Annotated in this window: 12 protein-coding genes; 1 reads left to right on the top strand and 11 read right to left on the bottom strand. The window is 52.4% G+C overall.

Features of this window, described 5'->3' with window-relative positions; all coding sequences use genetic code 11:
* The 7 genes from D7Z26_RS27875 to D7Z26_RS24620 form a co-directional block, all read right to left on the bottom strand.
* On the bottom strand, positions 1 to 3,084 hold a 3,084-nt coding region (locus D7Z26_RS27875), incomplete at its 3' end, for a carbohydrate-binding protein (RefSeq protein WP_158602429.1).
* Positions 3,085 to 3,201: 117 nt separating this feature from the next.
* Positions 3,202 to 3,534 (bottom strand): S-layer homology domain-containing protein, encoded by a 333-nt coding sequence (locus tag D7Z26_RS28030; protein ID WP_325050475.1) that lies wholly within the window; start codon positions 3,532 to 3,534, stop codon positions 3,202 to 3,204.
* Positions 3,501 to 4,421: a DMT family transporter gene (locus D7Z26_RS24600; RefSeq protein ID WP_120979691.1), complete on the bottom strand. Its 921-nt coding sequence runs from the start codon at positions 4,419 to 4,421 to the stop codon at positions 3,501 to 3,503. The genes D7Z26_RS28030 and D7Z26_RS24600 overlap by 34 nt, the downstream gene beginning before the upstream one ends.
* A 38-nt stretch (positions 4,422 to 4,459) precedes the next feature.
* On the bottom strand, positions 4,460 to 4,849 hold the full coding sequence (locus tag D7Z26_RS24605) for an iron chaperone (protein ID WP_120979692.1): 390 nt from the start codon (positions 4,847 to 4,849) through the stop codon (positions 4,460 to 4,462).
* Between the two features lie 55 nt (positions 4,850 to 4,904).
* Entirely contained in the window at positions 4,905 to 9,569 is a 4,665-nt protein-coding gene (locus tag D7Z26_RS24610; protein WP_120979693.1) for a GLUG motif-containing protein, read from the bottom strand.
* Between the two features lie 326 nt (positions 9,570 to 9,895).
* Positions 9,896 to 14,215 (bottom strand): S-layer homology domain-containing protein, encoded by a 4,320-nt coding sequence (locus D7Z26_RS24615; RefSeq protein WP_120979694.1) that lies wholly within the window; start codon positions 14,213 to 14,215, stop codon positions 9,896 to 9,898.
* A gap of 89 nt (positions 14,216 to 14,304) precedes the next feature.
* On the bottom strand, positions 14,305 to 15,312 hold the full coding sequence (locus D7Z26_RS24620; RefSeq protein WP_158602430.1) for a L,D-transpeptidase family protein: 1,008 nt from the start codon (positions 15,310 to 15,312) through the stop codon (positions 14,305 to 14,307).
* Positions 15,313 to 15,644: 332 nt separating this feature from the next.
* On the opposite strand from D7Z26_RS24620, the gene D7Z26_RS24625 reads away from it, so the two are divergent.
* Positions 15,645 to 16,874, top strand: a complete 1,230-nt coding sequence (locus tag D7Z26_RS24625; protein WP_120979696.1) for an aminopeptidase — start codon at positions 15,645 to 15,647, stop codon at positions 16,872 to 16,874.
* A gap of 85 nt (positions 16,875 to 16,959) precedes the next feature.
* Here the strand turns inward: D7Z26_RS24625 and D7Z26_RS24630 are convergent, their stop codons facing one another.
* From D7Z26_RS24630 to D7Z26_RS24645, 4 genes are all read right to left on the bottom strand, one after another.
* On the bottom strand, positions 16,960 to 17,667 hold the full coding sequence (locus D7Z26_RS24630; protein WP_120979697.1) for a DNA alkylation repair protein: 708 nt from the start codon (positions 17,665 to 17,667) through the stop codon (positions 16,960 to 16,962).
* Between the two features lie 247 nt (positions 17,668 to 17,914).
* The gene (locus D7Z26_RS24635; RefSeq protein ID WP_120979698.1) at positions 17,915 to 19,972 is read right to left on the bottom strand and encodes a glycosyl hydrolase family 18 protein; all 2,058 of its coding nucleotides are present in this window, start codon (positions 19,970 to 19,972) and stop codon (positions 17,915 to 17,917) included.
* Between the two features lie 341 nt (positions 19,973 to 20,313).
* Positions 20,314 to 20,841 (bottom strand): DinB family protein, encoded by a 528-nt coding sequence (locus D7Z26_RS24640; RefSeq protein ID WP_120979699.1) that lies wholly within the window; start codon positions 20,839 to 20,841, stop codon positions 20,314 to 20,316.
* Positions 20,842 to 20,974: 133 nt separating this feature from the next.
* The gene (locus tag D7Z26_RS24645) at positions 20,975 to 26,812 is read right to left on the bottom strand and encodes an S-layer homology domain-containing protein (protein WP_120979700.1); all 5,838 of its coding nucleotides are present in this window, start codon (positions 26,810 to 26,812) and stop codon (positions 20,975 to 20,977) included.
* Positions 26,813 to 26,985: the final 173 nt, after the last annotated feature.

The raw sequence follows: 26,985 nt of genomic DNA on the forward strand, positions 1-26,985 counted from the left end.
TGTTGGTGTTGGTGTTGGTGTTGGTGTTGGTGTTGGTGTTGGTGTTGGTGTTGGTGTTGGTGTTGGTGTTGGTGTTGGTGTTGGTGTTGGTGTTGGTGTTGGTGTTGGTGTTGGTGTTGGTGTTGGTCCGCCTGCCAAAGAGATATAATCCAAGTTCACGTTTGCCGTATCTCCAACATCGTACTTATAAGCAATCGTGTTGAATCCGGCATTAAGGTTCAGCGATTCCGTCTTGTCGCCCCAAGTATCCCAATTCGCGGTTGCGGGTAGCGACGTTTGTTTGATTTTTACGCCATTCACGTAAAGGCTTAAGGTTTCGGAGATTCCCATTCCATTGCTATACCTTAGCGTTACATTCGAGAGTCCGGCGCTTGCCGTATAGACCGTAAAAGTCGTTGATGCCCCGATGTTGCCCGTATTGTAATTATCGACAAAACCGGTGCCCGAGTAATTCCTATGATCAGTGGCTTTCTTAGCGATTACCAATGCCGCATTTTCCGCTTCAGCTTTTGTCGTCGGAGTCGGTGGCGGCGAAGTGCCTCCCGCATACGAAATATAGTCTAAATTTACGTTCGCGGTATCTCCGGCGTCGTATTTATAAGCGATCGTATTGCTGCCAGCTTTAAGGGTAAGCGATTCCGCTTTGTTGCCCCAAGTATCCCAATTCGCGGTTGCCGGCAGCGAGGTTTGTTTGATTTTCACGCCGTTTACGTAAAGACTTAATGTCTTGGAGCTTCCCGAGCCATTCGCATATCTTAGCGTTATATTGGCGGGTCCGGCGCTTGCCATATAGGCCGTAAACGTCGTTGCGGCCCCTATGTTACCCGTGTTGTAATTGTCTACGAATCCGGTGCCCGAATAATTGCTATGGTCCGTCGCTTTCTTGGCGATGACCAGATCCGCGTCTTCCGCTTCCAACTGGGTTATCGGCGTCGGCGTCGCTGTTGGCGTTGGCGTAGGGGTCGCCGTTGGTGTTGGCGTAGGAGTAGGAGTCGGCGTCGGTGTTGGTGTTGGTGTTGGTATCGGTGTTGGTGTTGGTATCGGTGTCGGTGTCGATCCACCCGCATACCAAATATAATCTAAATTCACATTCGCCGTGTCTCCGGCATCGTATTTATAAGCAATCGTGTTGACTCCGGCAACGAGATTTAGCGATTCCGCTTTGTCGCCCCAAGTATCCCAGTCCGCGGTAGCCGGCAACGATGTTTGTTTGATTTTCACGCCATTCACGTAAAGACTTAAAGTTTGGGAAACTCCCATTCCATTACTATATCTTAGCGTTATATTCGCAGGCCCGGCGTTTGCCATGTTGACCGTAAACGTCGTCGTTGCCCCTATGTTACCCGTGTTGTAATTATCGACGAATCCGGTGCCCGAATAATTACTATGATCCGTTGCTATCCTAGCAATAACAAGATCGGCATTTTCCGCTTCAAGCTTCGTTATAGGCGGCGCTGTAGTACCGCTAGTTAGCCCATATACATCTAATCGATTCGAAAAAGTAGCCATATAAACCTTCCCGTTCATCACGGTCGGCGGAACGAATTTCGCAAAATTGAAAATATCGTTCGGATTACCGCTTTGTTTACTATTCCATAGTTCATGGGATAGATCGCTTGCATCGAAAGCTCTTAGAACGCCCTCTACGGTTGAATGGTTTGCATCATCCTTTAGAGGCGTACTTGACCAAACTATGCCTGTTCCTGCCTTGCTTCCGTCCGCCGAGACGGTTAAGAAACCTCCGGGCATCGTCTGCTCCGGCAATTTCACGACGCTTTGCGAATTGGGGACCGAATTAAGCATCGTTCCGTTATAACCGAATGCCTTAAGGGTATCCCCCTCAGCCCACACATAAATTTGTTTACCCCTCGGCCCCTCCCAATAGATTGGCGCGCCATGGATATTCCCATCGGAAATATGCAAGCTTTGCACGATTTGAGAATCGCTTCCCGCATGGAATCCTCCGAGATTGTTCGTATTTAACAGATAGAGCTTTCCTTCTTTACTTCCGCAAATGATTAGATTAGTACCTGGAATGAGCATAGCTCCGCTTGATCCTAAGTCGAGATCATCTCGATCCAGTTCTTTATAATTGTAGGGCATGAACCAATCAAGCGTTACGGTTGGCGCATTCTTGCTTAGTTTAATGACGCTATCTCCTTTATTAATGACATTATCAACCGTATCGGTGGAAAGATTGCCGGACAAAAAATACAGATCCCCTGCCAAATCGATCGTTATTCCTTGGCCCGATTGCCATACGCCTCCCCATCCTCCGTTAGGCGATGTCGTATATGCTACCTCTTGAGCAAGCGTTGCCGAGTTGTAACCCAATACCCATCCATGATAATTCCCATTATCCCCGATACTGCCGAAGCCGAAATAAATTCTTCCGTTTGCTAACGTCAGGGCAGTACGTTGCAATTGAACCCGGCTATCCAGGCTAACGGTCTTGCCTCCTTCTGCAGTGCCAGCAACCGTTGCCGCTATGTCGACAGGTCCGGTTTTGATGCTTCCATCCGTTAAACCGATCGCATAGAGCCTGTGTTTATACTTTGTTTTTGTTGAATTTACCGTCATGAGCGTTACATAGATGACGTTATTCTCTCTGGAAATTACGGGCGTGGCCAAAATTCCGATTTCGTTTCTAATATCCGAGTAGCCTTCCGGTCCAATGTTTGAATCGGGTAGTCTTACGGACGGATCTAGCGATTTCGTCCATAACGGTCCAATGGTTCCGTCATCGGCATCAAAGCAATATAGCGTATTATGCATAGTGGCAACATAAACTACATTTCGAACCTTACCGCCAATATCCATATTCGACAGATACAATGGCTGCGCATATATTTGTCCGTCCACCTGCTGAGAGAACAATTTACCAAAACTATTTGCGTTAACATTTGAAGTCGTAAGGATTGTTTCTTTCAGATTGGCGCCTGTTCGTTGGTTATCGTTATGCTGGGTAGTCATATCTAGATTTTCAACGAGCGCATGCGCCGCTTGCAAAGGTACAATCATATTCGCAATCAATAACAACGGTAAAATGATAGCCCACGCAACGAAAAAAGGTTTTTTTTTCACATGGAACTCTCCTAAAGTAGATTATTACATTTCATTTCTTCGGCAACGGGAAAATGTAATAGTTCACTCTATTTATGGGACGTCCAGATTATGTCAGATAGCATTGCTTGCATCTATTTATATCCAAGCACTTTGGCGATGGTCTATAGGTACTGTGCCGGAATCATGCTTTCTCTTCACGATACGGGACAGGATAATGACCATTTCTTCACGGCTGATCGTTTTGTTCGGTTTGAATGTTCCGTCTCCGTAACCGGCAAGTACCCCGGCGCTGGCTAATTTCCCTATGGCTTCTCCAGCCCAGTGACCGCCAACATCGCTCAGAACAACCGAATGACTGTCGCCGTTGTTAAAATCGAATGAAAAAGCCCCCTTGAAAAAGGAGACTTGGTCTTGAAAATTATAATTGAGGATCTCTAATTGGCGTTCACTAAGCCGTCTGCAAGAGATTGGGACAAGCGACTGCGTTTGGGCTTGCGATTGACCAAATAAATACTGATTCCGATGAGAATTAGCCCCGCCAAAAGATAAATAGAAAAAGATTCTTTCAAGAACAGCACTCCGCTAACCACCGAAATGAGCGGCACTAGAAAGGTATAAGAAGCGACCCTGCTGGCATCTCCCGAGTTCACCAACTTGAAATAAACGATCCATGAGGCCGATATTCCAAGAACGATTCCAAAGACGAGGCCAATGACTAAATGCTCATTCCAGACGATGTTCGACCATTTTTCCGTAACCGAACCGACGGAAGTAAGAGCAATGCCACCGAACGTGCATTGAAAGGCCACCAGCCATACGGAATCTACCCGAAGGCTTACTTTTTTGACATAAATGGTACCGATAGCCCAACTAAGAGAGGTAAAAAGCGCGAGAACGATGCCCAGGACAGCGATATGCCCGGATAATCCTCCCGCGCTAACCGCCGCTACGCCAAGTACCCCGATAATCAAGCCCGCGATTTTTATTCCCGTCATCGATTCCCCTAACCATAACCAAGCCATGATCCCGACAAGGACAGGCTGGAGATACACGATAACCGAGAACAGTCCCGATGGCATATACATCATTCCGACGGTCTGCAACCCATAGAAGAGAGCAACGTTAAATAGGGATGAAATCAGATAGATCGGCCAGCTAGTTTTCCAGTGGATTTCTTTCCGTTTGGACCAAAAAACGATGATTAATAGCAATCCACCAACTAATGTGCGCAATCCGGCGAACAGAAGAGGCGGCGTATATTCTAATGCGAGTTTATAAATCGGCCACGATATTCCCCATACGAGAACAAGAAAAGCGATCAGGCTAATGGTCTTGGATCTCGATAATTCATTCATGATGTCTACCATTCTCCTATTCGCCCTATTCGATGACTTTACTTCTTCTTTTTCGATTTGCTTTCGAACTTTTCAATGTTTCTTGCCGTTCTGTATTTAACGATTCTGCTTATGAGGTCATAGGGAAGCGGCTTATCGAACGGGAATTGTAATGTTCCCTTCGACTTGTGAAATTCTTTTGCTTCCTCTTTGAACTCATCGATTCCGCTCGCGCCCGGATAAAAACCGATATGTTTTTTGAAAGCTGCAAAATGCACCAGATTTCCATGAAGCTCGAACGTAGGCATCTGATAGCTGATTTTTTCCTTCGCGTCAGGTGCCGACTCTTTTATCGCTTCCCTTAGCGTCTGAAGAATAGCTTGAACCTCGGGTGCAAACGTCGAAATATACTCGTCGATCGACTCATAAGTGATTTTGTTTTCTTTCATGTAAGTTTGCTCCAAACTTTAATGATACGGATATCTTTCTTTCTCTATTATTACTCTACTGGCTCTTTTGAGCCAGCATTTTTAAAAGAACGGTAACGGCCTCTGCTCTTGTCGTACTCGCTACCGGCGCGAACTTATTTCCTCCTCTGCCTGTTACAAGACCAAGCTTTCTCATGGCTGCAACTGCACCTTTCGCCCACGCCGGAATATCCTGGTCATCCGTAAAACCAGATGAGCTATTCGTTTCCAAAGACAAACCCCATGCATTGGCAACCATCATTGCCATCTCAACGCGGGTAATGGGGGAATTCGGACGGAAAGTCCCGCCCTCATCGCCTTTTATGTAGCCAGCGTGCACCGCTAGCGACACTGCGCTCTTCGCCCATGCCCCGATCTTCGCCGCATCGGTGAAGTTCAATGCTTCTCCTGTTCCTGTTCCTGCTCCTTGCGGCTTTAAAGCATTCACCAGCATAACCGTAAACTCAGCGCGCGTCACGATATGATTCGGCTTAAACGTTCCATCAGGATAACCCGTGACGACTCCGTTACCAACCGCTTGCTTAATCGCAGTCTCAGCCCAATGTCCGGAAATATCGCTCAAGTTAATCGTAGGTTTTGTGTCTGTCGGCACATCAGCCTTGTGATCTACAGCGAATACCGCAAACTTCGTAAAGTGATCGACCATCACGGTAATCTGATTGCCGATTATCTTGCCTCCCGTCACTTCAATCCAGCTTTTCTTCACTTCGTCATAATAGAAAACAGCCGCCGTTTGATTGCTCTTCAAGCTAGCAGGTTCAAACGTAAAGCTAAGCGTGATGGGGTTTTTGAAGCTTTCCGCAAAATTTTTCATTATTTCATATACCGCGCTAACTAAAATTTCATTGTTCGTGAGAAGCTTCTGCGATTCCGTCACTTTGTCGATTGTTAATTTTACATCTTTGTCCGTAGCATTGGCCGGGATCGAAACGACGATCCTATTGTCTAAACTAACTTCGCCCGCTTTACCTGGCGCAAGCGTCAGTCTGCCATCCGTCGATCTTAATATAGCGTCACTTGAAGGCGTTGAGCCATCACCCCCGACAGACGGTGCTACATTCACGGACACGACATAAGTAACTTTCGTCGTGCCATTCTGTGCGGTTACGATAACCTTTTTGCCAGAAGCTAAGGTATTCGCAACGGTAGTTCCGTTTGCATCGTAGATTTCGAACGTTGCACCCATTGCCGGGGTGATCGCAGCCTTCAAGGCTGCAAGCGTTGTCCCGTACGGAATATTTGTGATGCGTTCATTCGTCGTTCCTTCAGCGCTTACGGTCCCGATCGTAGAGGTCAACGTGGCTGCGCTGTTCGCCGCAACGGTCACGAGGATCGTCCAGTCCTGCGTGCTGCCATCCTCCGCCTTGACTACCATAGTGACTGGGCTACCGAAATCGATAGGGGGTATGAAGAATTCTAGATCTATGCCGTCAATCATCGCCGAAGCCTTTTCAGACAAATTAAATTTTGGATAAAGTAGAAATAAGATGGAATCGAACGCCACTTCAATCTCTACCGTATGCTTGACCGTATCAATCGTTGCCGCTCCGGTTTGCTCATCAAAGAAAAATCGTGTGATCTCCTTCTCGGTGTTCGCCGCAACGGTCACGGTAACCGTCCATTTCTGCGTGCTGCCGTTCGCCGCTTTCACGATATAGACGACCGGGCGAGTGAAGTCGTTAGCGGAAACACCGGTCACTTGATCCACGGTGCCCACCTTCACTGAAGCCCCGGCAGACAAATTAAATTTCGCCACCAAGTTTCTTACGTTAGGGCTATAAGCTACTTTAATCGCTACCGTGTGCGCGATAGCATCAATCGTTGCCGCTCCGGTCTGCTCAGTAAAGCTGAATGCCGTTATTTCGCTCGCACTGCTCGCTGCAACGGTTACGGCGACCGTCCAGTTCTGCGTACTGCCATTCTCCGCCGTTAATGCATAGGTGACCGGAGCCGTGAAGTCGTTAGCGGTCGTTCCGCTCGCTTGCACTACGGAGTCAACCATCGCCGAGGCTCCTGCCGATAAAGAGAACGCAGCCTTCAAGCTGGTCACGTTAGTGCCATAAGCCACTTTAATCGCTACCGTGTGCGCGACCGCATCAATCGTTGCCGTTCCGGTTTGCTCAGCAAAACTGAATGACGTGATATTTGCCGCGCTGCTCGGCACAACGGTCACGATATACGTCACCTTCGTTGTTCCATCTTGCGCGGTGACAATAACCTTTTTGCCAGAAGCCAAGGTTGTTGCAATCGTTGTCCCATCTGCATCATAAATTTCGAAAGTTGCGTTCGCCGCTGGAATGATCGCCGCCTTTAATTCGGCTAACGTTGTTCCGCTCGGAACGTTCGTTATGCTTTCGGTCATCGCTCCACCTGTGCTTACGACCCCCAACCTGGAGGTCAAAGTGGCCTCACTGCTTAACCATCTCGCATACAAAGTTGTATTATACGTTATTGTAAAAGAATCACCCGACTTATAGGGTGTACCTCCACCATTCGCTTGCGTGCTCCATCCATCAAAGACGTACCCCATCTTTACTAAATCTATTGTCCCCGAATATACGCTGGCTGTTGCTCCTGAGGGATAAGACTGACTAGTTGGAGCTTGTCCGCTACTATTGCCATTCCCGTTATAGTCTAGGTAAACCTGAAAAACTCGCAAATAAGGGTAGCCGCCATTATGCAAGGAATCTATCGCCCATATATTCATAAAGTCCCATAAATTCGCGCTATCCGCTTCATAATTGCTTTGCTTTTGCATTTGCACAGTTGATTTGCCTTCGCCCCCTTCTGAGCTAGATTGCCCGCTTGTCTGTACGTCGTAAAAGCTATTGTCCGTTATTCCAGATAAGCTCTTACCGATCAAACCGCCTACCATGGAGCTTCCACTTACATTCCCGGAGGAGTAGCTATTACTGACTTTCGCACTCTGGTTGTACCCAACCAGGCCGCCTACAGTGTCACTTCCGTTAACTTGCCCTGAAGCATAGCTGTTGCTAATCGTACTCTCAAAGTTCCAGCCCACCAAGCCGCCTACCCGATTTAATCCGGTCACTTTCCCTGAGCCGTAGTTTGTGCTGATTGTTCCAAATTGGTTGTTGCCAACCAAGCCGCCTACAGTGTCACTTCCGTTAATAATCCCTGAAGAGTAATTGTTACTAATTTCTCCGCGGTTATTGTCTCCGACCAAGCCGCCTACTCTATCACCTTTGCTCCCACCGCTCACATTCCCTAAAGCGTAGCTATAGCTGATCTTTCCGGTCATGTTGGTGCCAACCAAACCGCCTATGCCACTGCTTCCAGTTCCTCCGTTAACGCTAATATTGCCCAAGGCGTGGCTGCTGCTGATCTTGGCATCGTCATTGTAACCAACCAAACCGCCTAAATAAATTTCTCCGCTCACATCTCCTAAAGCGTAGCTGTCGCTGATCTCTCCGCGTTCCATCTTGCCAACCAAACCGCCTACCTCAAGCGTCCCACTCACTTCCTTTGAGGCGTAGCTGTTCATAATCTTTCCATCGACACTGTAACCAATCAAACCGCCTACACTAGCGCTGATGCGTCCGCAGATCACATCCCCTAAGGCGTAGCTGCCGCTGATTTCTCCGCGTTCGTTGATGCCAATCAAACCGCCTGTTTTATTAAATCCGACTACTTTTCCTGAAGCGTAGCTGTTACTAACTTTTCCATTGAGGTTATAGCCAATCAAACCTCCTACATTGTTACTATTATTTCCACCGCTCACATTACCTGAAGCGCTGCTGTTGGTAATCGTTCCATCGGTATTGATACCAACCAAACCGCCTACATTGTTACTCTTATTTCCACCGCTCACTTTCCCTGAGGTATAGCTGTTGGCGATCTTTCCATCGCGATTAATACCAACCAACCCGCCTACATTGCTATTATTGTTTCCTCCGTCCACATCCCCTGAGGTGTAACTGTTACTTATCTCTCCGTGGTTGTTGTGGCCAACTAAGCCGCCTATATCTTGTAAACCGCCCACACTCCCTGTGGTGAAGCTATTGTCTATTATTCCTCCCTCGGTCATACCAACCAAACCACCTACACCAGCAGATCCACGCAATTCCGCTGAAGTGTAGCTGTTGCTAATTTTTCCATTGAGGTTATGGCCAACCAAACCGCCTATCTCATATGTTCCGCTTACACTACCTGTGACGAAACTATTCTCAATTGTTCCCCCGTCGTTATAACCAACCAAGCCACCTACGATATTTGTCCCTTTAATTAAGACATTTTCCAATTTCATATTCGCAACAAAACTACCCGTCCCAATACCGCCAAATAAACCCAAACCTACACCTGAGCTATTATCCATTTTCAATCCTGTTATTTTATATCCATTGCCATCTATGTGGCCGTAAAACGGCGATGATCCAGGAACACCGATCGGATCCCAGCCGGCGCCCGCATAGCTGCTCAAATCAATATGATCTGTTAGCTTGAAATAAATGTTCGCATTTAAATAACTGCCTCTGACTTTATTTAATTGATCTGCTGTTGCGATAAGATAAGGGTTGCCAGACGAACCATCTCCTCCTGAAAAATCACTGGCATCCTCCGCAGAAACTTTCCCCGTTCCGAAAATCCCGCCAGGGACGGTGCCTAGCACGATCATTATCGTCAGCATCAATAGCATCACTTTTTTTACCGACATACGCATTCCTATTTCCCCTTCCACTGTACGAAACTTATTCAGTAATTCTACTAAAGCTCAATAAAAGAATAATGAAAGATTCGACAAGAAAAAGACAAAAACCGCGTAGCATCAAAGCTTCCGCGGTTTACATATAATTGCTGAACGCCCGTATTATCGATAATATCGAGATACTTCCACTCAAAAAGACCGACGCTACCTCGCAAGCGATATGGATCTCCCTCTGTTTACCAAAAAGCTTTTTTATATAGGAAAACAGGATACCCACCCTTGCAATGAAGGTAAGGCATCCTGTTCTTTCGAGACCGTTCCCGGACTTCTTACGCGTCCTTTTACGGAGACGACGAGGCGGCCTGAATCGCTTCGAACGCCCAATGGGAGGCCGGAACATCGGAGAAGACCGGCGTCCCCGAACCTTTGCCTTCCCGTCCGAGCAGCCTGTTTAATATCGCCACCGCCTCCGCGCGCGTCAACGTCCGGTCGGGACGGAACGTGCCGTCCGCGTATCCGTTCAGATAGCCGTTCGCTTGCGCGCTTCGAATGGCGGTTTCCGCCCAATGGCCCTGGATATCCGAGAAAGTCTGTTGTCCTTGCTTCGGTTCACTATGCGGACCGAAGGCAGCGAGCAACGTCGCCATCTCGGCGCGGGTCAACGCCGCTTCCGGACGGAAACGCCCGTCGGGCGAGCCCTTCATCCAACCTCGGCGGGCGGCTTCCGCGATCGCATCGCGCGCCCAATATTTCACGGGAATATCCGGATAAGGTGCCTGCGAAGCTTTGCTCGCTTCTCCGCTGCCGAACAGCTTGTTTAGGATGGACGCCATTTCGGCTCTTGTCAGTCCCTGGTTAGGCTTGAACAAGCCTCCGGGGTAACCTCCGATATAGGCGATGCCCTTGTCATGTGGCTTCCCGCTTGACGAGAACGCGTCCCAGCCTGCGATGCCGACGACCGCAAACGTGCTGAAGCCATTAACTTTGAAAGCGATCGACGGTTTATTGCCATCCGGATCGAACGTTCCCCGCAACAGCTCGATCGTGCCGTCGCTATGTTCGACATAGACGCCCGTATCGGACGGCAACACGCGAAGTCCTTCGGACTGCCCGAACGGCAACGTCAGAATGAACGCCCGGCCTTGAAGCGAGGCGTCGATCTGGACCGGCGTGCCCCGCACTTGCAAAGCGCCGCCTCCCGCTTGGCCGGCGACGATCGCCGACGAACCGGCCCGCTCTCCCAGCCGAGTGCGCTCGGCTCCGTTCCGGATCGGTTCGATCTTCCACTCCACCGGAACGGATACGCCCTGAAGCGACGAGGGCGGCATCGTGATTCCTACCTCCGAAGCGCGTATGCCGAGCGTGATACCCGCTTCGGATAGTCGCTTAGCCGCTTCGGCCGAGAACTTGACGATCCGCAGATCGATCGGCTCCGGCGCATCCGGAATGTCGATTCGGAACGAAGAGATACTTGCCGCCTTGAGCTTGGCGATCGCTCCCGCGATGAAGGCATCGGGGATATCCAGCGTCTGGATCGTTCTGTCGCCTTCCTTCTTCATGTCCATGATCAGCGTGCCGAGCGTGATTCCGCCAGCAATGACGGAGATGCCGCCCGGAGCGACCGGCACGGAACCGCCTCCGTTGCCGCCTCCTCCCCCGCCCGTCCCCGGCGAGCCGCCGCTATAGGCGTTCGGCGTGACCGGCGTGGAAGCCGACGAGGCGATCGATTCTCCCTTCTCGTTCACGGCTTTTACCGTGAACATATAAGGCGTGCCGTTCGTCAAGCCGTTCACCTTCACGCTGAGGGACGTTCCGACAACGTCGACCGTCTTCACTTCCGTTCCGCCGTTCCATGTCGTAACCTTGTAGCCCGTGATCGGCTTGCCGCCGTCGCGCGCCGGCGCGGCGAACGTCACGGTCGCGGACGCGTCCCCCGCAACGGCGCTAACCCCCGTCGGCGGCTCCGGCGGTCCGGAAGGGATAACCGCTTGAGATCGCGCCGACTGCGGCGATCGCCCGAACTCCGTCACCGCCGTGACGGCGAACGTATAGCTGCGGCCGTTCGTCAGTCCGGCGTACGAGATCGGACTGGATGAGCCCGTCACCGTCCGAAGCTGTTCGAAGCCGTCCCAGGCGACGACCTCGTATGTCGCCTGCGTGCCGCCGAACAGCGGCCCAGGCGAGAAGGCGACGCTCGCCGTTCCATCATCGGCCGTGGCCGTCACGCTGGTCGGAGCGCCCGGCGCGCCGTAAGGCGAGGCCGTCGCGGAAGCGTAATCGGAAATCCCGCAGGTGTTGCCCGCCGCGACCTCCACGACGTAAGCTCCTCCCTTCTGCAAATTGCTCCACGTCATGGAGAGCTGATCGGACGGTACGTCGGTCGAGTCGACCTCGACGCCGTCTTTGAGCAGCCGGAGCTTATACGTCGTGATCGGACTTCCGCCGTCGTTTCCCGGCGTATAATAAACAACGAGCTGACCGTCCCCGGCTTGCACGCGGTCGATCGTCGGCTTTCGGGGCGCGGACGCCGTATCGAATCGCCAGTTGTCGCTGCTCAAGATCCCGGCGAACGGATTGCCGTCGGCATCCGCGAATGCTCCCCGCTCCACGAACACGAAGACGGTACTGCCTGCCGGTAGCCGCTCGGGCAGCGGGAGAGTCGCCTTCGCTCCTTCCACCGTCGCGGCGGACGCGTCCACTTCCGCGAACGGTTCGTCTCCGTTGCCGACGAAGACCAGGATCTTCTTCCCTTGGACAGCGGTGACCGCGCCACTGAAGGTCAACTTAAGGCTCTCGACATTAGCCGCTCCGGAAGAGCCGTTGGCTGGGGATAACGGGGGGATTGCTTGAAGCACGTTCTCGTTCACGGTTTTGAAAGTCCATCCCGTTTTGTCCGAAAGACCTGCGAACGGAATTCCCTCCGCGTCCACGAAGGCGTCCCCGTCGATCAGCACGTAGTAACTCTCGCCGTCCTGCGGCAACACCGCATCGCCCAGGAACGTCAGCCAACCGTCCTGCGGCAACACCGCATCGCCCAGGAACGTCAGCCAACCGTCCTCCGGCGACGCATCGCCTTCGACGACATGGATGCGATCGATCTCCTGATCGTCCGAAGCCCGATACACCGTGATGTAACCGTCGGCGGGGAGCGTCTCCTTGTCGAACTTCAGCAAATAAACCGGATGGTTGGCGGCGATCGTTCCCGAAGGCTCCTTCTCTGCAAGGCGAGGCGGACTCGCCTTTACCGTGAATCGCCAGTCGCCGTCCGCCAGACCCTCATACGCATTGCCGTTCTCGTCCACGAATGCCCCGGCCTCGATACTCACGGTAAGCGTCGCTTTCCCCGGCCAATGGCCGTCCGGTAAGATCTCGACCGTCTCGCCTCCAGAGATGACCCGGACTCCTGCCGCGTCGATGGTCTCGCACGCGGAGGATGCATCGCAGACGGTTATCTTCTTGCCCGCGACGCCCCTCACTGGTCCGTCGAACGTCAGCTCCAGCTTGCCGTCGTCTGCGAAACTCTCTTCGCCGTTCTCCGGCAACATGCCGACGAGCGCCGGCGGCGTCGTGCTTTTCACGAATCCGAGCACGCCCAGATTGCCGTCGGAGTCGGTATAGGCAATATAAGGCGTGCCATCGTCTCCGACGGTGACCGTGATCGGCCTGTACCAAGAATAATCGCGAACGGCGAGGGAGCCGAGCGCGTTCCAAGCGGTGCCGTCCCATTTGACCGCATGCAACGTGCCGCCCGGATCGAAGGAGTCGATATATCCCACGAACGGGCGTCCGTCGGTCGGATCGACCGCCATGGAACCGTTGAATCCGGCAAAATGTCCGATGTTCGTCCAAGCGCCCGACATGTCCCGCTTCCATACGAAGATACCGTCATAATTGGTATTGTAAAACAAATACAGCGCGCCATCGGAAGCATACAGCAGCTCCGGGTAATTGCCGCTCGGAGTCAACATTCCAAGATCGTGCCACGCACCATCCGCCGATCGGGATTTGACGATCGGCTCGTAAAAACCGCTCTCCTTGTTCATGAAAACAGCCGCGGGCAGTCCCCCGGCATCGACGGCGACGTCGGGCATATAACCCGCCCCTCCGGAGATGGGTTCCGGGTCGAGCCAGCCATCGCCGTCCGTAATAGCCACGGTCGGCCTGTCGTCCAATCCGATGGCGACCACGTAGGCGCGACCAGTCCCGTCTACGGACATCTTCAGTGGATAGGGGGTCTTGACCGATGGATTCGTATCCCCCACGGACCACGTCTTGTCGCTCTCTTCCCGCGCGACGGCGATCTCGTCGTTCGATCGGCTATATGCCACGTATGGCTGTCCTTCGGGCGAGACCGCGAAATCGAACGACGAAACGCCGCTGATCGCGTATGCGTCCGCGCTCTCCCGCACCCAGCCGCCGTCGGCCAAGCGGTTCACGTACAATCGATCGCCATTTAGCCAAGCTAGCCACAGCGAGCCGCCTCCGAATACCATCTTGGAATCGAAAATACTTCCCGCGACGGCGAAGTTTCCGATCGACTGCCAAGTTCTTAATCCCGCTGCCTCCGCCTTCGTCGGCGTTCCCCACACCGCAGCGGACTGCAACGCGATCGCCAGCGCCAACGCCGTTAACAGCGAACGGAGCTTCCTTTTTCTTGCCATCCCTCAATCTCTCCTTCGACTTAGCGTTAAAATCAGTTCGACGCTGTCGAAGATAACATCCACCGCTCTCAAAATACTCCCAAAGCCATTTAGGCCCGGATCGTCACCTTCGTCCCCGTGGGCACCGAATCGTATAGCCAATCGACGTCCTCGTTCAACATCCGGATGCAGCCCGCGCTGGCGTTCGTGCCGATCGACGCGGGGGCGTTCGTGCCGTGGATACCGTATTTCGTCCCTTGCGTGTTCGGCACGTTCAGTCCGAGCCAGCGACTGCCGAGCGGGTTCGTCGGGTCGCCGCCAGGAATGCCTTTGGCCGAATACCACGGGTTCTTGATCTTCGTGACGATCTCGAAGGTTCCGGTCGGCGTTAGTCCTTTCTTCTTCCCGCTGGCGATGTCGAAGCGCTTGGTCACCGTGCCGTTGGATAAGACGGACAACCGATGGAGCGTAAGGTCGATCTCGATAGACAAAGTCCGGACGGAAAGCGCTTTTGCTTCATTTGCCGTTTTGCCGATCGGAGCGCCGTAATAGGGGTTCGGAATGAGCAACGTCTTTCCGGCTTGAATCGAATCCGGAGTCTTCTGGATATCGTTAAACACGGCGATCGCCTGTCGGTAGTCTTGGATATCAAAATACGTCGCCGACAGGCCGTAAAGCGTTTCGCCCTTTCGCACGGCATGCCTGCGTTCTCCTGCCGGAATCGGGACGCGTAGCGTCATGCCTGCCTTCAAGTCCGTATTCGGATCGGCGATGCCGTTGTACGCCATGAGAATGTTCAAGTACCAGTCGCGATCGAAGAATCGGTTCGTTATGGCATACAGGGTGTCCCCCGGCTGGACCGCGTACTGGCCTAGAACCGCCGGATTCCGCAACGTCACCGTCGTCCCGGCTCGTAAGGCCGTTTTCGGATTCAACCCGTTGATTTTCGCGACTTGCTCGTAATCCCCCGTCAAATAGAATTTCTTGGAGATGCCATACAGCGTTTCTCCCGACGAGACGTCATACGACACGCTAATCGCTGACGCTCCCGTCGCCAAAGCGTTCGTCGTCTCGGGTACCGCCGTTAATCCCATTGCTAATAACACTAATAACACCATACTTAAGACCCACTTCGCATGCTTGCCCAACGTTCCCACACCTTCTGCCTGATAGATTCGATCCCCTCCTTTCGTCGCGATTCGGCGGGAATCCTGCCGCTTCGGCATATCGCCCGGATAATTGAGGCTGACGGAGGATACGACGAAAAGAACCTGCCCGGAGGCAGGTTCTTGCGGACCGATCAGTTAGGCTTACGCTCTGGTGCGCGAGTAGGAGAGATTCGCCGTCGCTCTATAGTGCTTGGCGGACAATTTCCCTGCCCCTTTATTCACTTTGACTTGGTTCCCAATCCCCTAAGTGTTACACTTTTCTTAGTCAGGAGGAGTTAAACATGCCAACCATCGTAGATTTAGAAAAATACGCCGACCTTATCGTCAGAACCGCCGTGAACATCCAACCCGGGCAGGATCTATGGATCAACGCCCCCATTCATATTCCCGAGCTCGTTCATTCGATCGTTAAGCGCGCTTATGAAGATGGTGCCAAGAAGGTCCACGTCGAATGGCGGGACGAAAGCCTTACGAAGCTGACGTACGGTCTTGCGCCGGACGAAGCGTTCGAGCAATATCCGACGTGGCGGGCGCTAGCCATGACGGAATTAGCGGAGCAAGGCGGAGCCTACCTGCTCATCAATTCCGACAATCCCGAACTGCTGAAGGACATCGATCCGAAGCGGATTGCCGACTACTCGCGCGTCTCCTCGGCCGCTCTCGCCACTTTCCGAAAATACATGTCTTCGAAAAGAATGACCTGGTCCATCGTAGCGGCTCCTTCGGAAAACTGGGCCAAACTGGTCTTCCCCGAGCTAGGGGCGCAAGCAGCCGTGGAAGCGCTATGGGAAGCGATCTTCCGCGCGGTTCGCGTCAAGGAAGAAAACCCCGTTCAAGCCTGGGAAGAGCATAATCGCATCCTTCTCGCCAAGCGCGCTTATCTGGAAGGCAAACAGTACAAGAAGCTTCACTACCGCGCTCCGGGAACGGATCTCGTCATCGAGTTGCCCGACAACCACCTCTGGAACGGAGGCATCTCGAATAACGAGCGCGGCAATACGTTCAACCCGAACGTGCCGACGGAAGAGGTTTATACGGCGCCGCATAGAGACGGCACGAACGGAGTCGTACGCAGCACCAAGCCGCTGAGTTATCAAGGAAACTTGATCGAGAATTTCAGCCTGACGTTCGAGAACGGACGCGTCGTCGATTTCTCGGCCGAGAAGGGTTACGATTCCCTGAAAACGATGCTGGATTTGGACAACAATTCGCGATATCTGGGAGAAGCGGCTCTCGTTCCTCATCGGTCTCCGATCTCCGATTCGAACATTATTTTCTTTAATACTTTGTTCGACGAGAATGCTTCCAACCATCTGGCTTTGGGCAACGCGTATCCGACCTGCGTGGAAGGCGGCACTTCCATGTCCCGCGAGGAGCTGGAACAAGCCGGTCTTAACCAGAGCATCCTGCACGTCGACTTCATGATCGGTTCGGCCGAGATGGATATCGACGGCATCGCGAAAGATGGCCGGATCGAGCCGGTTTTCCGCAAAGGCAATTGGGCGTTCTAAGAAACAAACCATCTTGAACGTAAAGAACCCTCGCGCATATGCGCGAGGGTTTATTATCTATCGGATCTCGCGAATGAAGATCCTTCTAGCATCTGACATGCTTACGTTTGAAGCCGATTTGTCCTTTATCTACTGCCTTCCGAATCGTATCGGCGGCGTTCAGAAACTTGCTTTTGGCCTTGTCTTTATTGACTTCGACCGGGCCTACCGCCTTCGCGGTCTCGACCGCATGCTCATGGAGCGGTACATAAGATACGCCGACCGTGTAAATAAATTGATTCATCGCGTATTTCGTTCGTTCGGGAGCCTCGTGAATCGTATTCTTCGCAAGCTCAAGCAGTCGGGTCAGCTTGCTTTCGGCAAATTCGCCGTCCGGCCGATTGCCCAGAAGCCAGCAGTAACAACTCCAACCCGCCGACATTCTCAGCTCTTCGCCGCTTGCGATCCATTTGTCGGCTACTTCTTGCGCGATATCGGTTTCCGCCAAAGTTACCGCAACCACGAAATCGGACAGCATATAAAAATAAGCCGAATCGATCCAACGCTCGAAATCCGCTTCGGTCATCGCTTTGGGATCCGCGATGATGCCGGCAAAATACATGGCGTCATAGTTCCCCGTGGCGTAAAGCTGCTCGGCCAACGATTGATCGATTTTTATTTTCTTGGCGATGGGTTTCATCTCTCCGGTAGCCACGCCAAAAAGCGGTTCGCGCGCGCCATTGGATCCGTAGATTTTCTTGGTCCGTTCCTTGCCGAGAGCTTCAAGCTCCTGCATAACCATTTCTAAATCCAATGTTAAACACTTCCTTCCCTTACCGGTTGGGTTTTCCCCGCAGTAGTTGTATCCATTGATCTTTATATCAATTATACATCAATACTGTTGACATCGCTTCATGCTACCTCTCTTCTCATATAAGCGAAGGAACATACAAAAATCCACAACCTCTTGAGGTTGTGGATTTACATGGCGGAGGCGATGGAAGTCGAATCCCTGCTCCATCTCCTTATAAGGTTTTACTTTCTAGGGCTGCTATTCCTATTTACTTCAATCCCCACAATGCCGGAACGTTCGGCGGCTCCCAGCCCGTAAGCGAAGTGTGGGCTTGGATGCAGTAGTACGTCTTGCCTCCGTAGGTAACCAGGTCGTTCACTTTATAGCTTACGTTCGGCGCCCAAGCGCTCACGGTTCCTCCGCTTGCATCGGTCGTGGCCGTAATCGAGGTTCCGTTCGAGACGTTGCCCGCCGCATCCCGCGCCGTTACAGTGAATGTATACGACGTACTGGCGGCAAGCCCGCTAATCGTCGCGCTCGTTCCGGTGACACTCACGTTGGTAGAGCCGTAAGTGACCGTATAACCCGTCACGCCCACGTTGTCGGTGGAGGCGTTCCATGCCAGACTTACGCTCGAGGATGTTTTTCCGGTTACCTGCAGGCTGGTCGGCGCCGTCGGCGGAGTCGTGTCGCCCGTTGACGGATTCGTCGTTACGGAAAGCGCGTTGCTTGGACCCGAGACGTTGCCGGCCGCATCCCTGGCTTTCACAGTGAACGTATACGTAGTGTTTGCCGCAAGACCGCTAATCGTCGCACTCGTTCCGGTGACGTTCACGTTGGTCGAACCGTAAGTGACCGTATAACCCGTAACGCCTACGTTATCGGTAGATGTATTCCAAGAGAGAGTTACGCTGTTCGATGTCTTGGCCGTCGATTGAAGGTTGCCCGGTACCGTTGGCGGCGTGGTGTCCGCGCCTCCAGTGCTTGCCAGGTCGCTGGCCAGCTTGTTCAAGAGAGTCTTGTTGCGGTCTCCGCTAAACTCCCAGAACATGGCGCCGCCAAGTCCTTTGCTTTTGATGAATGCGGTTTTATTCCCGAAAGATTCTGCATCGTCATAAGAAATATAAGTGCGATTGGACGAGTTGTACAAGTAGGGTACTTTGGCTGTATTATTCCAATATCGAACGTACCCGTTCTTGTTGATATAGTTCGCTTCCAGATCGGAATAATCGAACGAACCGGCTTCCCATGTCCCATTGGACACTCCCGAGCAGCTTTGATATTGCCCGTTGCCGCCCGTTGCGCAATTGGCCCAGCCGTGACCGTAGAACGGCGTTCCCATCACGATTTTGCTTGCCGGGACGCCGGCATCCAGATGGCCTTGAACTCCGGCCGCTACGTTAAACGACGCCGCGTTCGGAACCCCTGCCGCAGCGGCGGCAGGATCGTAGTACAACGGGGCGTTATGCGCGCTTACCGTCTGCCAGCCGCCATTGAAATCGTAGGTCATGATGTTGATCCAGTCGACGACGGCGGCAATGTTGCCGAGCTCCGTATTCTGCGCAAACGACGGGCTCGCCCCCGAAGCAATCGTCAGTAGATAGGTTTTCCCGTCCGCCGTACCCGCCGCATTAAGCTTCTCGCGAATTTTCTGCAGCAGCAGCGTATAGTTTTGCTTATCCGCCGCTCTTGCGCTATTGCCCGCCAACCCTCCGCCGACCGGATATTCCCAGTCAAGATCAACGCCGTCGAATTGATATTTCCGTATGAAGTTAACTGCGGAGTTAGCGAATGTCTCGCGGGTCGTTGCGGTGGCCGCAACGTCCGAGAACCGGTTCGACCAACTCCATCCCCCCACGGAGATGATCGTCTTCAGACTGGGATTAGCCTGCTTGAGCTTAATCAGTTGCCCGATGTTACCTTTGATCGGCTTATCCCACGTGTCCCCCGGGAACGATTTCTGGGCATCGATCCACGGATCGCCGAGGACGATCGTGCCGTTCGGCGCGTTGATCGTACCTACTTCGTCCTGGCAAGACCAAGTCACGGGATTCGGCCCCGTCGGATCGGAATTTCCATGAATGCCGTTCCAGCAAATATCCGCGAACGCATAGTTGATATGCGTCACCTTGCTGACGTCCATGTCCGTGACATTGTAATTTCTTCCGTAAGCCCCCCAAGAGGGGTAATAACCGATGATCTTATAACTCGAGGCCGCTTCCGCCTTCTGCACGCCATACGCCAACGAGGAAAACAAAGATAGGATGAGAACAACAACCAACAGGACGACATTCACTTTTCGAACCACTGCTCCGCGTAGTTCCATTTCTTAAATCCACCTCTTCTCCCATAGTTTGAAACCGCTTCCAATGAAGCTGTGACGAATAATATTACTGATCTATCACCTCCTTAATAGAATATAAAAAACCGAAGGGAAACCCGTCGGATACTAGTTCGGTTGATCGTTTGAATAGGACATAGAAGTATTTACGATGAGATTCGGGGATTGTGAGATGTAAAATGGGTGTCTGTAGGGGTGTTCTTTAATTATAAGGGGTAAAATCATTCGTAAAAGGGGACGATCATGCACTGGCGGGATAAATATCGCTTATCCTTCGCGATTGTTATGCAAAAAGAAGAACGCCTGGCGACGTTCCTCCCGGGTCATCATTTCTTTTTCAAAATGCCCAAATATTCTTGCCATGGCCCGACGTCCGCCCTGTATCTCTCGGCCATTACCCGTACGATCTGCGCAGTGTGCGTTAAATCATGAACAACCCACGTAGAAAGCAGTTCTCTTAACTTCACTACGCCGAATGCCGGGTGGGAACCCGTCAGTTCAAGATGCAATTCAGGTACGATGAGCTCCTTAACTTTGGTAACATTCAGTGCTCTAATCGTTTTGAATGCAAGCAACTTTCGTTCGATCGAACTCTCTGCCTTTTCATTTAAGTGAGAATAACGATCAAATGAGGGGAATGGTTTGCTTTCGCCTTCTTGAATAATGAATTCTAACCTTGGGATCCAATTGGTTTTTTCCGCTTCGATGAGGTGCTCGATCACTTCGGAGACATTCCAGGTTCCTTCGCCTTCCTTACATTGCAACCATCCATCGGATAAACCGGTTAAAAAATACTCCAATGTTTGCGGCGTACGCTCCAGAACCTCAATCGCTTCTTTCATATTAAAGTTCATAATTCCTGCTCCTCCACTCTAGCCACCCGGAACTGGTGTATATTCTATCAGAATTACAGTTCTTGCAACATCATACAATATCCGCGAACGAAAAGCGGCGTCCCTCAAGGAACGCCGCTTTTGTAATTCATTCTTAATGACTCAAGAAGTAATTCATCATCGCCTTTCTTAAAGCGGCCCTCGTAACAGACTGCAATGTGGACAGATTGTCGGCCAAACCAAGCGATGCGAGCGGAGCGACTGAGGACATGATGTTCAAAATTTGAAAACCGAGCTCGTTATGATACACGTCCCAAAGCGTGCCCCACGTATCGCCGGCGCCGTATCCCGCCTGCACCAGTTGGATGCACGCCGGTATCCAGTCCCAGCCGAGTTTCTTCATGACGCGGGCGGCATCGTTAGAGCTGAGTCCCGCTTCGCACATAATCGCAAACGGTATCCCCTCGGAGAGATCGGTCAGCATCGCGCTGATCGCGCTGTCCAGATCCGCTTGGATGAAGCTCACGCCGATATTGGCGACCGATTTGAGCGCCTCGTAAACTTGCATATCCGTAAAATATCTGCGATTGTTGTACGACTGCATCAACGATTGTCCCAGTTGTTCGAGCGTCAGCGTCGAGTTCCTTGCGATCGCTTGGGCAATCGTCGCCAAAGTCCATGGGCCTTGAGGGCCGAACCACAAGCTAATGGCGTATTCGTATGGATTGCAATTCACAATCTTAAGTGCCTTGACCAGATCATCGATATTCTTATATCCGTTATTGTACAAGTATTGGACCAGCATGCTCGGGCGTGGGTCCGCCCCATAAACGACCTTGACGACCGTCTCCATCGGATAATTCAAGGCACGTAACTCCTTGACAAGTTTATCGGGCTCCGCTAGTATCCGTCCGATATCGGAAAGCGGATAGTCGACCTCGATCAGATAACGAAGGGTGTCGCGCAGGCTGTACTGCCATATACCTCTCAGTAAATAGTTGGCATTCGACAAACTCAAGCCAAGGTTGCGGAACTGCATGATCGCCGTCGCATCCCCGTTGCTTATATTATAACGAATGGCATCAAACAGATCTGTGAAACCCGCCTGCTTCATCGCAACAAGAAGATCGCCTTGCGACTTGTTAGGGAATGCCCCCTTGAGCGCAGGATAAACGAGCAGTCCCTTGTAACCCCATTGAAGCAGTTCCGTCGCGACACTCTGCATGTCGCTGCTGCCGAACAATTGCACCATAACAAGCGCCATCTCATTCACGTAGTTGCCGTGAAAGTTATAATCATATGCAAACAGGATACTCTCTTTCGTATAACCCGCTTGATTCAGCAATCGGGCGATCGTTACGCCGTCGAGATTACGGTAGGTCGACTGCACGACTGCCAGAACGTCATAAGCTTTGTATTGATGCGACGCCATCCAGGAGATATGAAGCACGACCGGATCAATTCCGTAATACGCGCCGACTTTATTCACGATTCCTGGCTCGTCCAAGCCGAACAGCCGATTGGCCATCATAACTTCCAACACAGCAGAAGAATCCAATCCATACACGTGTTCAAGCACACCTATCGTTTCTTCGAACGATTTACCAAGCGACTTCATGACGCTAATCGCATATTTCGCCGTACGAACATCCGATGCCTTAAGCGTAGCCTCGAGTCGATTGGTCACTTCCGGATACTCGACGGCCATGACGTTGTCCATTGTCGACAGTGCGCCTTCTTTATAAATATAACCGTCGCAAAATGCTTGGAAGACTGCAACAAGGACGTTGTCCCGCGAGTATCCGACAGCTTTGAGTCCTCTCGCCATGGCGACGGAATCCGTGCTCGGGAACAAATCCTTGAGCGCTACGGCCGCCTGCGTTGCCGAGTAGTTACCCCGGAACAGCGACTGAGCCATCGCCGAAAACGGATTGATGTTGAATACGGCGGTCACTGCAGTCGTAACGTCTTCGGAACGATAGCCCAAGCGCGGGTCGCTTAGCCAAGCCGTCACCTGGGTGACAACCTGATCTTGGACTCCGGAATACAAGTTGTAAAGCGCCGTCGTGACCTCATTTAAAGCATAGCCGAGAGTGTGCAGCGCCAACGGCATATCGTTCATTTGGGTCCGCTTGTATAACAAATATTTGGCCACTTCCGTCGAGCTGTAGCCAGCAGCCTTGAAGGCTGCTCCGTTCAAGACCAACCCGTCGCCGATCTGATTCATCGTGAATCCGCCGGCCGCAAAATCCCGAATGAGGGTCGTCGTATCGGTATGGCCGTATGCTCGCTGCAAGATATCCTTTATCGTAAAGAAATCATACATGATGGAAACGTTCGAGCCCTTTAGTGCCCGAACGGCTTCGTCGGACGACAATCCGTATATATCTTTGAGGACCTGCCCCAGGAACGGGACATCGGTAGCGCCCTGGAACATCCGGGTTTGGTTCAAAAAGAGGAGCATGTCCACCATCGAGTAGCCGCTCGCTTCCGCGATCCCCCGCGCTACATCGATTTTGCTAAACACGAGTTGCATATCGACGGCCGCGTCCCGGTAGTTCGCATAACCCGCCCCGACCCAAAACTTGGCGATGTCCGTCGCGGAATAACCCGGAATCGTTTCCCTCGTCGTCGTATTCAAGCCGCTCGCAGCGAGTAGTCTGATCAGATTCGGACTGTTGGAAGACGAATAGACTTTAAGCGACAAAGATTTCATCACGTTTCCTAAACTGGATAGCGGATAACCTGCATTGCGCAGCTCGAGTACAATGTTGGTCGCTTGCGGCTGAGTAAGCGTGTTCGAAGGTGCAAGCCACTGCACGATATCGCCCGAGTTAAACCCGGCTCGGACAAGGCCGGCGACAACCGTCACTTGGCCCGGTCGCATCGTCGTGACCGTAGTCGCGCCGAACTGGGTCAGCAAAGCCGCAATCTCCGCAAGGCTGCCGCCAAGCTTCTTGCGGACCGCGTTCGCCGCTTCGCCCACATCGTAGCGATACGTCGCGAGTGACGAAGAGTCCGTCTGCATCAATTGAGCCATCAGGGCCGATTTCGTATTGATATCCGGGTTCGCCAGCAGCAGCGCGCCTGCCGTCTCGACGGCCGAAAAGCCGCCATTTTTCATAGAGGAGACGACGGTATCGATCCGGTGATCGAGAGAATACAGGGAGTTATAAACTTCCTCCGCCGTAAACGAACCTCTCAATGCGGCGACTGGGTTACTCGCGTAACCGAGACTTACCAAGATTTCGCCGATCGTAAATCCCGCGCCGCTCATCGCTTTTACCGTATCCTCAGGCGTCACGCCGTAATCCTGCAGGAACATCGCCCCGATATCCGCCTTGGCGTATCCGAACTCTTTAAGCAAATCGGCAGCGCGTGCCGGGCTCGCTGTATAAATATCTTTAAGCACTTGGCCCGCCTTGCTCGCATTAATACCTGCGGCTTTCAGCGCCGAGACGGCTTGCCAGTCTTCGTTCCCGTAAACTTCCTTCAACACGCGTCCGACATCGTTGCTGAAGGTCGTGTAAGTGTAAGTTGCGAATAATTTCGCGGCTCTTTCGTTGCTCGTGTCGTAATATTTGCGCATCGATTCTGCCAGCTTAACGTTGGGGAAAAACCAGCTATTGGCCACGACCTGAAGGTCGGTATATTCCGCCTGCTTCAGCGCTCTGACCCAGTCGTCGGACTGGCCGTCCAAATAACTGAAATTTTTGCCCAGATTCTGTATGTTCAGAATGCCAGCTTCTTTCATGCCGATCAGCAGATGATAGACGCTAATGCCTTGCGGCAAGAGCAGATTGGGCATGTTTTCGTTGGTGATGCGATAAACGGTATTCAGCGCTTTGATGAGCGCGTTCGTATTGTAGCCACCTTCGATTAACGCTTTGGCCGCGACGCTCGCATCCACGCTTGCATTGTCCTTCAAATCCGTCGCCGTCTGCTCGGCGGTCATCCCCAGCATGCGATTATACGCCGCTCTGCCGCCTGGCGTGCTGCCGTTTGTAAACGACCGCCAGGTTAAAGCGGGAAGCGCCTTATTATCCGTGGAACGAATCGTGCCCGGCGCATATTTCAGCTCCAACGAAATCGGATTAACAGACGTACCTAGCGCGAGTTCAAGCCGGGTAGCCGATTCCGACAGCGTCGCGCCCGTAATCGCGACCGGAGCACCGGAATCCGTGAGCGTGAAGCCCGCAGGCGCCGTCGGCAAGCTTGCCAGCGGTTTGCTGAACAACAGCGTCAGCTTCGTCAATTCGGGACTGACCAGTGCGCCGGTGATCGCCGGCACGTCGGGAATCGATACCGTCTTGCTCGCGCCGAATGTATATCCTGGCTTCGCAAACGATAACGTATACGTTTCCCCACCCGTCAGGAAACCTTCTGCTTTGTAATTCGCGCCTGCTTGATCCGTACTTCGAAGCTTCGATACGAGCGCGGGCATCCCGTCGGCGTTCACCATGATGAGATTCGTACTCGTCATATTCGGAACCGCAGGCGTAAGCAGCAGATCGAATCCGCCAGCCGACGGATTACTGACCGTAACCGTAACCCCGATACTTGTCGGTCCGCCGCCCGATCCCGATCCTTGCGTCACCGTTCCGCCGACATTGGCGGAAATGCCGTCCGCAACGACCGTCTTCGTCGGCTTTTGGACAATCGTTACGCCCGCCGCCGTAACCGACGCCGTATCGATTTTCCCGTCCCCCTTAATCGTCGTTGCCGCGCCCGCATTCACGGTGCCTACTTGCGAGTTTTTCTGCAAAGTAACCTCTGCGCCCGCCGCTTGATCCGTTAAAGTTAAATTGCCGACTTTGCCGCTCGTTACGGTCAATTGCGCCGCCGCTACGAGTACGACGTTCGGAAAGTCGCCGTTCAACGTCACTTCGCCGGTCGTCGAAACCGTTACGGTACCGTAACTGGCTCCGCCTCCGCTTGCGACTTGCAGCGTGGCGCCCGATTCTACCGTCACTTGATCGACGGCCGTAGAGCCTTCGATAACGACCCTAATTTGTCCGTCGACCTTCGTTATGAACACCCGGGTCAGCGTCGAATCCATAATGTGTACGCTGTTTTTACCCCCGCCTTTGATCGTCGTCGTGCCTTCGACGACAACGCGTTCAAGCGTGACGTCGCCCTCCCCGACCCCCTCTCCGAGCAACAAATCTCCCTTTATCGTTACGTTCCTCAGCACGACGTTCGGCACGTTAATCGCCACATTGCCCGCAAGCGTTTCTATTCCGGAAGCAGGTCCGTATGTTCCCGCTTTGTCTATTGAGGATGAAAGTGCTGAAGGATTCGTAGGTAAATCGGCTTGCTTGCGGACACGATCCAGGATGACGACCGCCTCGGCTCGCGTCAGAGGTTGTTTGGCTTTGAACACATTCCCGCCATAACCCTTCATGATTCCAGCCGCTACGACCGCGCTAATGGCTCCGCGACTCCAATTCGCAATGCTCTTGGCATCGGCGAATTTCGCGGATTCGGTATGACTTCCCGTATCCAGCTTAAGCAATCGCGCAATAATAACAGCCGCCTCTTCCCTTGTAACGGATGCTTCCGGACGGAACAAATCTTTCCCATCCCCCTGCATATACCCTGCCTCTTTCGCCCGCGCAACGTCCAAGGCATACCACTTCGCGGAAGATATGTCCGAGAATGAGCTTGTTGCAGCCTTCGTGTATTGAAAAGCACGGTTAATCATCACTACCAATGCTGCCCGGGTAACCTTGCTGTCCGGATGAAAACTGCCATCCGGCAGACCGCTAACCAATCCTTCTTGAAGCCAAGTCCGGATTGCGCTTTCCGCCCAATGGCCGGAGATATCCGTCTTTGCGGGCAACGAACTTTCGGATTTATCCAATGCCGCGAATAACTCTGCCGCTGCCGTTACATTCGATTGACCGGGAATCGGTATGAACTGTGCAAACAAACTACAAACAAGCACACTAATAACAATTCGCTTCCCCCAACCGTTCTTTTTCCTTTCCATTTCCTTTCCGCCTTTCGATCCAAATAAATTGTCAGCCTGTTAGCATTGCAAGATATGGGCTTGATATCCATTCCGATTTCTTTCGACTAAATACTAAACGCCCTAGGTTAAATTGGGGTAAACTGCAACATTTTTCAACAAAAAAAGACCGAAAGCCCTAAGGACTCTCGGAG

Origin of the sequence: Cohnella endophytica (genome assembly GCF_003628305.1) — a bacterium.
In the GTDB taxonomy this organism is placed as follows: Bacteria; Bacillota; Bacilli; order Paenibacillales; family Paenibacillaceae; genus Cohnella; species Cohnella endophytica.